The organism is Vibrio sp. PNB23_22_6 (assembly GCF_052877535.1).
In genome coordinates, this window is the sequence record NZ_JBNFXP010000001.1 from 133454 (window position 1) to 146778 (window position 13325).

At 44.7% G+C, this 13325-nt stretch carries 10 protein-coding genes and 2 pseudogenes; 5 read left to right on the plus strand and 7 right to left on the minus strand.

All coding sequences use genetic code 11. The features are described from left to right. The first annotated feature begins 121 nt into the window (after positions 1-121). Positions 122-853 (plus strand): RluA family pseudouridine synthase, encoded by a 732-nt coding sequence (locus tag ACVA54_RS00620; protein ID WP_446649309.1) that lies wholly within the window; start codon positions 122-124, stop codon positions 851-853. Between the two features lie 311 nt (positions 854-1164). Here the strand turns inward: ACVA54_RS00620 and ACVA54_RS00625 are convergent, their stop codons facing one another. Together ACVA54_RS00625 and ACVA54_RS00630 are read right to left on the minus strand one after the other, a co-directional pair. Then, a complete protein-coding gene (locus ACVA54_RS00625) occupies positions 1165-1887 on the minus strand; it encodes a LytR/AlgR family response regulator transcription factor (RefSeq protein WP_446608450.1) in 723 nt (240 codons plus the stop codon). A 10-nt stretch (positions 1888-1897) separates the two neighbouring features. Continuing rightward, positions 1898-2941 carry a sensor histidine kinase gene (locus ACVA54_RS00630; RefSeq protein WP_446608451.1) on the minus strand — a complete coding sequence of 348 codons (1044 nt, stop codon included), beginning with the start codon at positions 2939-2941 and terminating at the stop codon, positions 1898-1900. A gap of 181 nt (positions 2942-3122) precedes the next feature. Here ACVA54_RS00630 and ACVA54_RS00635 point away from each other — a divergent pair, with 181 nt between their 5' ends. From ACVA54_RS00635 to ACVA54_RS00645, 3 genes are all read left to right on the plus strand, one after another. Further along, positions 3123-4196, plus strand: a complete 1074-nt coding sequence (locus ACVA54_RS00635; protein ID WP_446608452.1) for an efflux RND transporter periplasmic adaptor subunit — start codon at positions 3123-3125, stop codon at positions 4194-4196. Next, the gene (locus ACVA54_RS00640; RefSeq protein ID WP_446642368.1) at positions 4196-7276 is read left to right on the plus strand and encodes an efflux RND transporter permease subunit; all 3081 of its coding nucleotides are present in this window, start codon (positions 4196-4198) and stop codon (positions 7274-7276) included. The genes ACVA54_RS00635 and ACVA54_RS00640 overlap by 1 nt, the downstream gene beginning before the upstream one ends. A 232-nt stretch (positions 7277-7508) precedes the next feature. After that, positions 7509-8465 (plus strand): DUF2860 domain-containing protein, encoded by a 957-nt coding sequence (locus ACVA54_RS00645; protein WP_446649310.1) that lies wholly within the window; start codon positions 7509-7511, stop codon positions 8463-8465. 136 nt (positions 8466-8601) lie between these two features. Here ACVA54_RS00645 and ACVA54_RS00650 read toward each other — a convergent pair whose 3' ends face one another. The 3 genes and pseudogenes from ACVA54_RS00650 to ACVA54_RS00660 form a co-directional block, all read right to left on the minus strand. Next, entirely contained in the window at positions 8602-8772 is a 171-nt protein-coding gene (locus tag ACVA54_RS00650; protein ID WP_446644736.1) for a hypothetical protein, read from the minus strand. 57 nt (positions 8773-8829) lie between these two features. After that, positions 8830-9975, minus strand: a complete 1146-nt coding sequence (locus ACVA54_RS00655) for a DEAD/DEAH box helicase family protein (RefSeq protein WP_446649311.1) — start codon at positions 9973-9975, stop codon at positions 8830-8832. A gap of 155 nt (positions 9976-10130) precedes the next feature. Further along, a pseudogene (locus ACVA54_RS00660) lies at positions 10131-10343 on the minus strand (helix-turn-helix domain-containing protein); the annotation flags it as partial. On the opposite strand from ACVA54_RS00660, the pseudogene ACVA54_RS00665 reads away from it, so the two are divergent. Further along, positions 10334-10462, plus strand: a pseudogene (locus ACVA54_RS00665) (MFS transporter); the annotation flags it as partial. The pseudogenes ACVA54_RS00660 and ACVA54_RS00665 overlap by 10 nt on opposite strands. A 137-nt stretch (positions 10463-10599) precedes the next feature. Here ACVA54_RS00665 and ACVA54_RS00670 read toward each other — a convergent pair. Continuing rightward, positions 10600-11595: a succinylglutamate desuccinylase/aspartoacylase family protein gene (locus ACVA54_RS00670; RefSeq protein WP_119463841.1), complete on the minus strand. Its 996-nt coding sequence runs from the start codon at positions 11593-11595 to the stop codon at positions 10600-10602. Between the two features lie 179 nt (positions 11596-11774). Further along, positions 11775-13307, minus strand: a complete 1533-nt coding sequence (gene yfcC / locus ACVA54_RS00675; protein ID WP_446618968.1) for a putative basic amino acid antiporter YfcC — start codon at positions 13305-13307, stop codon at positions 11775-11777. Between the last annotated feature and the right edge of the window lie 18 nt (positions 13308-13325).

A 13325-nucleotide genomic window follows, 5' to 3' on the forward strand; every position in this document is an offset into this window, starting at 1 on the left:
TGGGCAAATTTTAGATAACTTCTGCAATTGCAAAGCACTCGGTTTACCGACAAAGTAATGGCCAGCTTCACTCATCGACTATAACTTGAACTTTCTCTCTTTGTTACACCAGGACCCTTAAATGTCAAAATCTGACGCTTCTTCTACTAGTGAATTCATTGATAATTTTGTGGCGCCGGAGTGTCAGGCTAGGGTAGAGATCCTTTATCAAGATGCGGATATTTTATTGATTGATAAGCCGAGTGGTTTGTTAAGTTTATCGGGGAAGAATCTGCTTAATTGGGATTCAGTGCATTATCGTTTAGTGAACGGGCAAGGTGCTAACCAGGCAAACAAAGCGACGCCTACTTTTGTCGATGCTAAATTGCCACATCGGCTAGATTTCGGAACTTCTGGCGTCATGGTGGTAGGGCTTAACAGTGCCGCCTCTAAGAGTCTGAACAAACAGTTTCAGGCAAGGTCAGTACAAAAACGTTATCTCGCTATGCTAGCGGGGTGGGTTGAAGCTGACCGTGGCCAAATATCTGCCCCGATTGCTAAAGATAAGGCTCTGTTTCCAAGAGTAAAGATTTGTCACTGTACGGGAAAAAGTGCCATAAGTGACTATCAGGTAATAAGCCGCTTGGATAATCCGCCTAGAACTTTAATGCAATACACTCCCATTACAGGTCGCACTCACCAACTGCGGATCCATAGCCTTGAATTTGGTCACCCCATTTTAGGTTGTGATCTTTATAACCACCCAGAGCGAAGTGATATCTCACGGCGCTTAATGCTCCATGCCAGCGATATTTACTTTACTCACCCAACCACTGGCGAGCCTATCTATGGTCATAGCCCAAATCCATTTTAAGTAATAAGAGCCTCGCCGATGCTCGCTTCGAGAATCATGACGGCGTGATTTCTATATCGGCGCTGACACTCCGGTACGTTTGATTACGCTCCAAATGTAAACAAGCGCTTTCGGAGTTATTGTTGTTGCTTGCTTTCAAGCTTACTGTTGGACATAAATGTATCAGTGACTTTGCTAAATTAGGTTTTTTAGGATTATTTTGAGTAAGGTGATTCCATGCCGTCACAATTTGGCTTGATGGCTTTGAAAATCGTTTGGTTATTTACTTGGCACAGGGTTCCATCAAGTTATATTGGTATCATTCGTACGGTTTAGCGTAAATGATCTAATATTAAATTTACCTTTGTTCTTGCAACTGGTATCACCCGACTCACTCTGCTCAGTGACACTAGAGTATTTCGACCCTCACGTTGGACTTGGGTTATCAAACCCATATTGATGATAAAACTGCGATGTACCCGCAAAAATTGCTCAGTGCTCAACTCATTTTCAAAGTTGGTCATGGTTTCTTCTGTGACTATCGTCTGTAGCTGAAATTTTCTTTGTCCCGAGACTGTTAGGTTAACTTGTTGGTAGCGGCCGATGCTCTCTATGTAGCTGATATCGCTTTCGGTGAGTCGATAGGTTGTCTTGCCATCATTAACAAGAATTTCAGGTTCCACAGCAGGTAATACCAGAGGTGGGAGGGCTTTAATCTTTTCAAGACAGCGCTCAAGTCTGGTTTGGCGAACGGGTTTTAATAGATAGTCCACGACTTTGGTTTCAAATGCGCTCAATGCGTGTTCAGAGTATGCAGTGACATAAACCAAGTGATAAGGGACATGTTCCGTTGCTTTGGCGACCATAAACCCATCCAGCCCTGGCATTTCTATGTCCATAAACACAATGTCTGGTGTCTGTTGGCAAATTGCCTCTATTCCTTGTTGCGGGTTGTTGTAACTGCCAATGACTTCAATCTCGCTAAATGAGGCCAAACTGCGCTTCAAGGCGTGAGTGGCTGCAGGTTCATCGTCAATGAGTAGCACTCGGTACACAGTATTCTCCCTAAAAGTCATGACGAATGGTGATTTTCGCGCAGCTGATGCCATCAGCAAAGTTCATCGAAAAGCTGGCGTGGTCGTATTCTAAATTCAAGGTTTCAACAATATTGTTATGACCACTGCCAGCTTCAAATGTTGGCGTTGTCGGTTCTGGCCAACGGTTGCAGACAGTAATGCAAAGTTCACCTTGGACATAGCGCGTTTTAACGTCAAGGTGAACCGGATTGATGGTTCTACTAATGGCATGCTTAATCACGTTTTCTACCAGCGGCATGATCAACATTGGTGGAATCTGCAGTGCTTGACTCTCCTTACCAATATCGATTGAGAAATGTAATCGCTCCGTAAAGCGCGCCTTTTGAATGGCTAAATAGTGCTCAATCAGTTCTATCTCATTGCTGAGTAAAATTCGCTTCTTATCGGAGATAGCAATGGTGCCTCTTAGTAGGTCACTGAGCTCAAAAATAAGCTCTTGAGCGAGTTCGGGGCGCTCAGGAATTTCACTGTGCAGCAGGTTTAGCGTGTTAAACAGAAAGTGCGGATTAGTTTGAATGCGCAGTAGAGAAATCTCAGACTCCTTTAAGGACATTTCTAGCTCCAACGCTTGTTGTTTTAACTGCCAGCTATGAACCACCATAGTGTAAATAGTCACTTGAAGTAATAGATTCAAATAGGTGAGCAGCTTTAGCCGAACTAGCTGAAACACCGTCATGGTATCAAATGCCTTTGGAGAAGGAAGGCCGCTAGAAACGATGGCAATTGCTAATGAAGCCAGACCTAAGTTGATCAGGATTTGATGTGACAATTTATAGCGATAGGTTACACCAAACTTGATATCAAATAGTCGACGCAGCAACCAAAAGAGTGCACATATTGAGAATATGCCAGTGAGAGCTCTAAAAGCTAAACTCAAAGTAATTGGTTTATCTAGCGCACTCATGATGTAGTAAAGCGACGAGTAAAGAATGACAGAGTTGATAATTGGCCATACAACTAGCAACAACAAATCATTTCTAGTAAAGGACAACTTGGCAAACAGTGTTTTCAAAGACAGTGACCTCGAGAACAGCGTTTTTAATAACTGAGATTTCAAAATATGCTCTCTAGCAATAAGGAGTCGATAGTATAAGCGAACCTGCTTCTTGTGTTGACCCACTCATGACCGAAATAGACCCACTCGTACATTTTACCATTTTGCGACAAGCCCAGCCCATTACTATGACGCATCAATGACGCTGAAATGGTTGAATGAAATGAGAGTGCCACACAGTTATAAAAATGGGCTGACTACCCTGATAGTCGCGCTGAGCCTATTCGGCTGCAAAAAAGATGAAGCACCAGAAGTCACTTCTGTGCTAATCAAACCCGTGAAAACCTTGGTTGTCAGTCAGAAACAGCACCAGGTGAGGCACTTTACTGGGATTCTCGAGGCGAACAAAACCATCGATATGAACTTTAGAATCCAAGGTGAATTGACAGACTTGCCCATTAAATCGGGGAAAAAAGTCGAAAAGGGACAACTGTTAGCTCAACTGGATAATAGCCAACAACTGATCAATAAAAAGTCTCGTAACGCCACTTTGAAACAAGCAAAAGCAGAGTATGAACGAGCACAGACACTGATCAATAAAAATGCCATTAGCCAGGCGAATTTGGATGCGTTGGAATCCCAATATATTTCAGCGCAAGCTGCATTTGAGCAAAGCGTAAAGGATGTTGAGTATACTTCGTTGCTTGCTCCTTTCTCTGGTGTGGTGAGTCATCGTTATATCGATAACTTCTCTAAAGTTACCTCATCGACCAAAATTCTCACTTTGCAAGACGTAGAACAATACAAAATCACTATCACGGTGCCGCAATCACAGTTTGTGCAAATTCAAACCGCTGATGCCGTTAAACTCAGCGCGGAAATTGAAGGCTTTTCACAGCCATTCCCACTAAAAGTCGATGAGCTCAGTGTGAGTCAGCAAAGTAGCCAGCAGATCCATGTCACTTTAGTGATGCAGCCCCCGTCTCAGCGAAGACTGTTCACAGGGACTTCGGTTAAGGTCAAAGCGGAGGCATTTGGTGTAAGCCATTCGATGGTATTGCCTAGCCATTCTGTGCTCAGTGATGGCAACGGGCATTATGTATTCGTAGTACATCCCATAACTAATCTACTCGAGAAGCGAACCGTGCGCGTAGATGGCGTCAGTGAACAAGGTATCAATATTGTCGATGGATTATCGGACGGTGAGCGCGTTGTCGTCGCTGGAGTGAGCCAGGTTCATGACGGTCAGCAGGTAAGAGTGGAGACGAAATAATGTCGATGACCGCCTTTTCTCTAAATAACAGTCGCATAACGCTTGTCATTATTGCAGTGTTGGCCTTCTTGGGTATTCAAGCCTACAACACGATCCCAGAGGCGTATGATCCTGGGTTTACGATTCGAAATGCACAGGTCATTACTCATTTTCCCGGTGCTAGCCCAAAACGTGTCGAGGATCTAGTGACGGATCCGCTTGAAAAAGCGGTGCTAGAGCTCGCGGAATTGAACTTCGTGAAGAGCCAATCTAAAAATGGAGTGTCGATACTCACCGTCGCCATCAAAGAGGACTACTCTGAGCTACAACCTATTTGGGATAAATTGCGTCGTAAGATAGACCGCGTTGCGAGCACATTACCAGAGGGTGTTTCAGCACCTGTGGTTAACGATGAGTTTGGCGATGTATATGGCATCGTGCTAGCTATTCACGGTGAAGGTTTTTCTTATCGTGAACTAAAACAAACAGCAGAAGACCTTCGTAGTGGACTGTTTTTGCTTGACGATGTGGCTAAGGTTGACCTTCATGGTGTACAGCAAGAGCAAATCAAACTTAAATTCGATGCCAATGCGTTAGCGGCCTATGATTTAACACCCAATCAGCTGGCGGATATTTTGTCGAAACAGAATATTGTCTTGAGTGGCGGCAGTGTGGTTTTTGGTCAGGAGCGCTTACCGATTGAGCCGAGTGGTAACTACAACACGCCGGATGAGATCAAAGGTACCTTGGTGACGTTACCCAGTAGTGGTAAGACAGTGAGGTTGGACAGTCTGGTCACCATTGAATCGGGGTACGAATTTCCTATCAACAATCCAGTCTACTTCAATGGAAAGCCGTCCGTTAACGTTGCGATTGCTATGGTTGAAACCGGCAATAATGTGCGTTTGGGCGAACACGTCGACGCTTATGTTGAGCAGTTCACTCGTCAGTTACCTATTGGCTTGGAGATCAGCAAGGTCAACTTTGCTCCTAAGGAAGTGAAAGACAAAGTGGATCAATTTGTATCAAGCTTAGTGCAATCGATGACGGTTGTTGGCTTGGTGATGTTTATTTTCTTAGGGTGGCGAACCGGTTTGATTGTGTCTCTACTGGTGCCTATCAGTATGCTACTGACCATTTTGGTGATGTCTAAAATTGGGGTTGGTCTGGATCAGATCTCCCTTGCCGCGCTCATTATTGCACTCGGTATGTTGGTCGATAATGGCATTGTGATGTCGGAAAACATTCTGGTGCGCATTAATCAAGGGGTGAGCAAAAAGGTCGCAGCCATTGAGAGTGCCAATGAGCTTAAACTTCCTTTATTAACGTCATCCTTAACCACGTCCGCCGCTTTCTTGCCGATCTTCTTGGCGAAGTCGACTATGGGTGAGTATACGGGCGCATTGTTTGTGGTTGTGACCATAACGCTCTTGGCCTCTTGGCTGCTGAGCTTAGTCATGATCCCGCTACTTTGTGTACTGCTTTTAAAGCCTACCAAACAGGTAAAGGAAGAGTCACCTAACCAACTCGCGTGGTATGCTAATTTACTGACCAAACTTATCCGTTTTCGCTGGCTCACTGTGGCGACCATGGTAGTGGCAACGGTATTCGCCTTTCAAGCAATGAAGTGGTTACCGAACATTTTCTTCCCGCCTTCGGAGCGAACTTTCTTCAAAATGGAAGTGTCCATGCCAATGGGGACGTCCATTGAACATAATCAAGCCATGGTTACTGACATTGAGCAGTTCTTGTTTTCGTTGCAAGCTCAGGAATCTTCGGATGGTAAGCCGAGCGACAACGAGTTTGATATTCATAACCAAGGCATCAAAAATTGGACGGTGTACGTTGGTTACGGTGGCCCACGCTATATTTTGCCGCACAGCTCTCGAACGTCGAGCCCAGAATACTCATTCTGGGTCATCAACACCCACGACTATCGTGATAATCCGGCACTGATGCAACGTATCGAGTCTTACATCAGCGAGAATCATCCAGACGCCATCGCGACCACAAGGCTTATCGAAAATGGCGCGGCGATTCTGAATCCGGTTGAAATTCGATTAAATGGTTTGGATCAGGATAAGGTCTTTGAGATTACTCAAGAGATCAAGGCGAAATTGGCCAGCATAGATGGCCTCAAGGATGTGAGTGACGATTGGGGGCAAAAAACCAAAACCATCCGTATTGTTATAGACCAACAAAAAGCCGCGCTCGCAGGCGTGAATAACCGAGACATCGCACTTAGTTTGCAAACGTCACTGGTTGGCAAAAACTTGAGTGAGTTTCGTGACGGAATTTTGAGTATCCCTATCGTACTTTCTAATGAAGAGCATGAAGAACTTAATGTTGAGCAAATTTTGGCGCTGCCAATCTATACTCCTGCGGGAAGCGTGACGCTCGCGCACATTGCCGACGTTGATATCGTTTGGCAAAACGCCAAGATCTATCGTCGCAATAGTTACAAATCGGCCACCATTGGAGCTCAGTTAGAGCCTGGCTATACCGCGAGTGAAGGACTGAATGCGATTTTACCATGGTTGGAGGCAGAGTCTAAAACTTGGCCGAACAGCATCTTCTATGAAATTGGCGGTGAAGAGGAGAAGTCGAAAAAGTCGACGGGTAGTATCAATGAAAATCTGCCACTGGCGCTGTTTGTGATTATTGGTTTGCTGGTGGCGCAGTTTAACTCATTTAGAAAACCCATCATCATCCTATCAACGATTCCGATCGCGTTTGTTGGGGTAGTTGCAGGTCTACTTATTGGTAATAGCTTCTTTGGTTTCATGACGTTCTTAGGCGTGATATCTCTGGCGGGTATCGTGATTAACAACGCCATCGTTTTACTAGAACAAGTGGACATTGAGTTGTCGTCAGGCAAGCGTGCTATTGATGCACTGATCGCAGCGGGTAAGAGGCGAATGAAGCCGATTCTCCTTACCACACTGACCACTGTTCTAGGGATGATTCCGCTACTGATAACAGGGGGAGCAATGTGGCAAACCATGGCGATCGCCATTATTGCCGGGCTTATTTTTTCTACGTTGCTGACGCTGATATTTGTTCCTGTACTGTACAGCATCTTCTATCGAGTAGAGGTTTAATCCCACTTTTAGTTGGAGAAAGGACTAAGTGGAGGGGGGAAATGGAAATGTCAAAACTGACAAGGTGCGGTGACACTTAATGGAATGCTTTGAATGGACATTTGATACCAGATTTATACCCATTCATTCTTTGAACGCTTACCCAAAAATAAGGTTAGTTTAGAGTAGCCCATAGCAGGAAGCCAAGTTATTGGCTTCCTAAATTGATGGATTAATAAGGACACCATTACCAATGAAAAACAATTACGTCGTCGCCGTTGTCGCCCTTACCACAGCCCCTGTTTTTGCTCAGCTCTCTAGCCAATCAGGTTTTAGTGGCGAGATTGGATTCAATGTAGGCGTAAGTGGAGAAACGTCAAACCTTAATACTGACAATGACCCGTCATTAGCAAGCACTGATCAAGCGGCGAGCAGCAGCGATAAGACGACTGTTTTCCCGCTAGGTAATGTAGCTTATACTTTTGGTCAGAATCTTGATAAGCAGGTGTATTTCGGTACCGCACGTGAGGATGTTGCCGTGGGGCAGGTAGTCATTGAAATTGCTTACAAGCAAGAGCTGCAATCTGGCACGGTTGTTCAGGCTTCGTTCCTTCCAACCTTAATACCAGAGGAAAAATGGTCAAACCCCTATCAGCTTGGTAGCGATAGAACCACAACCGATGAGAAAGGTTACGCGTATCGTTTCCAGCTCAAGAATATAGCCGGTTCTCAGTTTTCGATAGATAGTGCCTATGCCATTAAAACTCTGGATAACGAGACGACAGTCAGTGAACTGCAGCGCGACTCAAATGCGATATACCTAAAACCAAGTTATCGAATGTTTTTAAGCAGAACGGCCTTCTTAGTGCCATCGGTGACTTATATTAAGAATGATGCTAAAGGAGAAGCGGCCTCTTACGATCACTGGGGTACAGAATTGACTTACTTTCAGAAGTTTAATAAGCATTCTCTTGCCTTGACGCTAGGGTATGAAAATCGAACCCACAAAACCAGCAGTCAGCTATTTGATGGGGTGAATCGCTCCGACAATACAATGAACGTATTCCTTGCATACAAGTACCAGCAATTTTTGAATCTGAAGGATTGGTCGTTTATCTCTCTTGTCGGTTATAGCCAAAGTAATTCCAATATCACGTTTTATGATAAGTCGTCATATATCGTATCTGTTGGTATGAACTATGCCTTTTGATGAGTTTAAAGGTGATATAAATGAAAGTGTCTATTTCTTGGTCGGTGATGACTTTCGCCAACACTGAAACGATTAAAGGTAAGTGGTTGGCAGAAAATAAGTCCACACAAATTGAAATTAGCCAAACCGAATCGGGTCATTGGCAGGGAGTCGTGACAAGAGTACGCTCATCATTCGCTGCACGTTGGCGTATCTCTTCTAATAGATCATCCATATTGTCCGCAGATGAACGAACTTCCACTTCTGGGTCTAACAATCCCGTTGGGCGAATAATTTGCTCAATGACGACATCATTTGACCGCTGCACTTCGTATTTACCAGGCGTAGCCGAAACAAATATCGTTTGTGGTTTCACTTTCTCGAATTAACTGAAAGTCAGCGGTCGATTGTTGAGGGCTGAGGGCAAGCGAAATCCATAGTCAATGAGCGTGTCTTTACGGCTCCGATCTGATTTTGACATGGCAGTTATTTGCGGCACCATCACATGAGATTCATCAATAAAAACCAAGCCATCCTTAGGTAGATAATCCATTAAGGTCGTTGGCGGCAAGGCTGGGTTTCTATCATTTAGGTAACACGCATAATTTTCGATTCCGCTGCAATAGCCAAGTTGCTGCTTCATTTCAATATCATACATACAGCGCTCATACAATCTTGCTGCTTCAGTCAACCTGTTTTCCGCGTTAAGTTCTGCGACTCGTGCTTCCATCTCAATTCGTATGAGATCACTCGCCTTACGAACCTTTTCTGCAGAAGATGCATATAAGGTTTTCGGTGACACTTTGTACTCACTGCATGATCGCAGTGCAACACCCGTTGCAGGGTCTATCCAGCTTAAACGCTTAATAGCACCATCTTCCAATTCAATACGAATTCCTTCTTTCTCCGAATCAGCAGGAAAGATATCTATTACATTTCCTCGAACTCGAAAGCCTGCGCGCGCTAAATTAGGTTCCGTGCGCATGTATTGTAATCGGGCTAAGCGTTCTAACAAATCATCTCGGTCTAACTTATCACCTATGACTAGTGGCACTTGTAAATCACGATAGGCCTGCGGGTCACCCAATCCATATACGGAAGAGACTAACGCAACCACCACTACATCTCTGCGTTCAATTAGTGACTTCGTGGTCGATAGTCGCAGCCGTTCTAACTGCTCATTGATAGCAGAATCTTTACGAATAAATCGGTCGCTTCCTGGAATGTATACTTCTGGCTGGAAATAATCGTAATAAGACACAAAATACTCAACAGCATTTTCGGGGAAAAAACGTTGCATCTCACTATAAAGCTGAGAAGCTAATGTCTTGTTGTGGGCTAAAATGAGGGTCGGTCTTTGCAAGCGGTGAATAATGTTCGCCATGGTAAACGTCTTACCTGACCCTGTTACCCCCTTCAACGTTTGATGGGTTTTTCCACTTTCGATGCCCGAAATCAATCTGGCGATAGCTTCAGGTTGATCTCCGGATGGTGGGTAAGCAGAATGAAGAATAAATCCATTCTTTGACATTTGGCATCATCCTCGCTAACTAGAGATCATGAGTATAGTGGGGTTAATGATTTTCGCGAGCTAGTATGTATAGATAAGAACGTAGTAATGCAGAAACGAGTTAGGCAGTAAGTGCTTTGCATTGAAATCTTAGTCACTAACGTTAAGGCCGAATTTTATAATAAGGTTCGATATTTCATAAAGCTCAGTGGTGTTTGTCCAGTTTGTTTTTTGAAGAACGCAATGAATGCACTGTCGGATGAAAACATCAAGCAATGGGCCACATCACTGACTTGTCGTTCTTCACACAACAGTTCTATCGCTTTGAATAAACGCCATTGCTGGCGCCAATCCTGATAGGACAAGCAGGTTGCTGCTTTTGTCGATCTATTTTTCGGCGTTCGCCATTGGTGTCGTGGAGTGGGGAATATTGGCGGACAAATTGGGCAGAAGGCCAACCATACTGTTAGGGTTATTGGTTTACGGTGTATCAACATTGATTGCTATCTGGTTCTTAGTTCCAATGTTGTTTGTTGTGATGGCATTGTTAGTGTGTTTAGTGACAATGTCACACAAAGTGAAATAAACCAGAGATAAAAAGCCCTACAAAATTGGTAGGGCTAAAAAATATTCAACGCAAAATAGCTATTTAATTAGTCGAACCACTAAAGAGCCTGGCGCACGAATCGATTCGATGTTGTGACTTAATACAGTACCACTTGTTGGTGCGGTGTAGCGTTGGATCTCATCGCCAAAGCTGTCGTATTGAATCGCGACTAATTGACCTTGTTCAACGGTATCCATCATTTTAACTTGAGGAAGAACAAAGCCACCCAGTTCCGCTCGGATGCTAACAACGTCATTGCCCTCGATACAAGGCGTTAGTGTTTCTGGCTCACCAGAAATCACACCGTTGCATTTTAGAATGTTTAAGATGCCTGTTACTGTGCGGTCGATCAGTTCTTGCTCAGTGTAACGCCCCATACCGACTTCAATCGTGATGCTAGGGATGCCGTTGTTGTTCCACACCGTTTCTAACACACCGGCATCGCCTGGATCGTTAAGGATGGCGTCTGGATTTATTAGGCGAGCCATTTCAAGCGATTGTTCAATACGAAAATCAGCAAATACATAAAGCGGGTAAACGGTGCCGCTGGTTTGTGTGTGTAAATCAATCGCCAGTTCTGCATTATATTTCAGCAGGTTATTCCACAATGCAAATAAGTAGCGACTTGCTTCGTTGCCGTTAACGTCACCTGGGAAAAAGCGGTTTAGGTTAGCTGGAGAGCAATCAGGATCCGCTGAGTAGAAATCACGGCTGTGGTTTAACATACCAGTCAGGTTGATAGTCGGGACGATAGTCACCGTACCTGCGAATTCTTTACCAATCAGTTCACGTGCGGTCTTTTGCGCCGCTAAAACGCCGTTGTATTCGTCACCATGAACACCGGCGGTGATCATGATTTTCTTACCCGGTTTCTCACCTTTAAATACCAATACAGGCAAATGTTGCCATTGAGAAAGGGCATTGGTTGCGATGCGGAACCAGAATTTGTGTTCGCCCGCCGGAAGGTCTGTTACGTCGAGAGATTGAATGACGTGATGACCTTGAATGACGTCATCCAAAAATTGTGTTGCCATTAAAGCGGATACTCCAAAAAAACATCGATGTTGATGTCTATACCCAAGTAACGTCAAACGACAAAATACGGTGCATTCTTGCAGAACGGCACATTTTGTGGCGACTTCGGTATATACCAATTGGCTTGAAATATAAAAGGCGAGAACCCGTCTCGCCTTTTCACTAAAAAGTATTTAGTTTACGCAAAACCCATCATGTGAGCTACGATAACGACGATGCTCGATAGGGTAAAGAGTAATAGCATAAAGCGCCAGCAGAATTTCGCCCAGTCACCCCAGTCAATACGACACACACCTAGCGTTGCCATTAGAGATGCTGAAGTCGGTACGATGATGTTTGTTAAACCATCACCAAGTTGGAAAGCAAGTACCGCAACTTGACGAGTGATACCTGCAATGTCTGCAAGAGGAGACAGTAGAGGCATTGTTAGCGCTGCTTGACCAGAACCTGAAGTCACGAAGAAGTTGAATACTGACTGGAAAACATACATTAACCACGCCGCCGCAACGTCTGGAAGACCACTGATTGCATTACCTGCACTGTTTAGGATGGAGTTAAGTGCACTTGCTTCATCTGTGGTGCCACCACCTAGGATAAGCAAAACCCCTTTTGCACAACCAACCAAAAGAGCAGGAGCTAGCATGATTGCCGCACCTTCTTTGAATGCGTCAGCCGCGCAGTTTAGTGTCATGCCGTTCAGACGGAAAAGAGTACCGATAATCGCAACCACAAAGCCCATAGTGAAGAATTGAGAAGCGATTTCTGGAATGTACCATGCATTAGCCACTACGCCCCAAACCACCCATACTGTTGTTGCGACAACCGTAAGGATCACTAGCGTATCACCTAGGTTCCAACGTGAGTCGTGGTTGCTTAGCTCTTGTTGACGGAAGTATTTATCGGTACGACGACTGTAAGAAAGCTCTGGGTTCGCTTTAATGCGAGATGCATAAAGTATGGTGAAAGCAATACCAATTAATGTAAAGCCAGCCCATAGACCCATGCGTACCGTCATGCCAGAAAGGACAGGAATCCCCGCGATGCCTTGTGCAATTGCCACTGAGAATGGGTTCATCCAAGATGTTGCGAAACCAATCTGAGTCGCAACATAGGTCACCATGACGGTTGTGATACCATCGTAACCGAGGCGAACCATCAGTGGTGCAATGATAATGGCAAACGCGACGGCCTCTTCACCCATACCAAATACTGCGCCGCCTAAAGAGAACAGCAAGAACAGAACAGGAATGAATAACGCTTCGTTGCCTTTCGTTTTGTCGATAAGGCGTAAGATACCGTTATCGATTGTGCCAGTGCGCATTACAACGCCAAATGCGCCACCGATAACCAGCATGAACATAATTACGCCGATTGCGCTGCCCCATTTAGAGCCCGAAACTAAGCCTTCAAATGGGAAGTTCATTAGACCAATGCCACCGCCAGAGGCGAAAAGGCCAACGGTGTTGTACACCAGTTCACCGTTCTCGTTGGTAGCATACGCGAAAGATGCAGGGTCGATAACGGTGCGTGTTTTTTCTGCACCATCGACCATGTAAGTTACTTGTTGGCTATCGAATTGACCAGCAGGGATTAAGTAGGTAAGAATCGCAGCAAAGATACCAACAATGAAGATTAAAATGAGAGTATCAGGCATCTGCCATGATTTTGGTGTTGCCGCCGATTCCGATGGCTGAGCGTGTGTGTGAGACATAACCTATTTCTCGTTGAA

Coding starts and splice junctions, on each gene's coding strand:
- ACVA54_RS00655 (WP_446649311.1), bottom strand. CDS start 9,975: ATGTCAAAGAATGGATTTATTCTTCATTCTGCTTACCCACCATCCGGA.
- ACVA54_RS00645 (WP_446649310.1), top strand. CDS start 7,509: ATGAAAAACAATTACGTCGTCGCCGTTGTCGCCCTTACCACAGCCCCT.
- ACVA54_RS00620 (WP_446649309.1), top strand. CDS start 122: ATGTCAAAATCTGACGCTTCTTCTACTAGTGAATTCATTGATAATTTT.
- ACVA54_RS00640 (WP_446642368.1), top strand. CDS start 4,196: ATGTCGATGACCGCCTTTTCTCTAAATAACAGTCGCATAACGCTTGTC.
- ACVA54_RS00635 (WP_446608452.1), top strand. CDS start 3,123: ATGACGCTGAAATGGTTGAATGAAATGAGAGTGCCACACAGTTATAAA.
- ACVA54_RS00670 (WP_119463841.1), bottom strand. CDS start 11,595: ATGGCAACACAATTTTTGGATGACGTCATTCAAGGTCATCACGTCATT.
- yfcC (WP_446618968.1), bottom strand. CDS start 13,307: ATGTCTCACACACACGCTCAGCCATCGGAATCGGCGGCAACACCAAAA.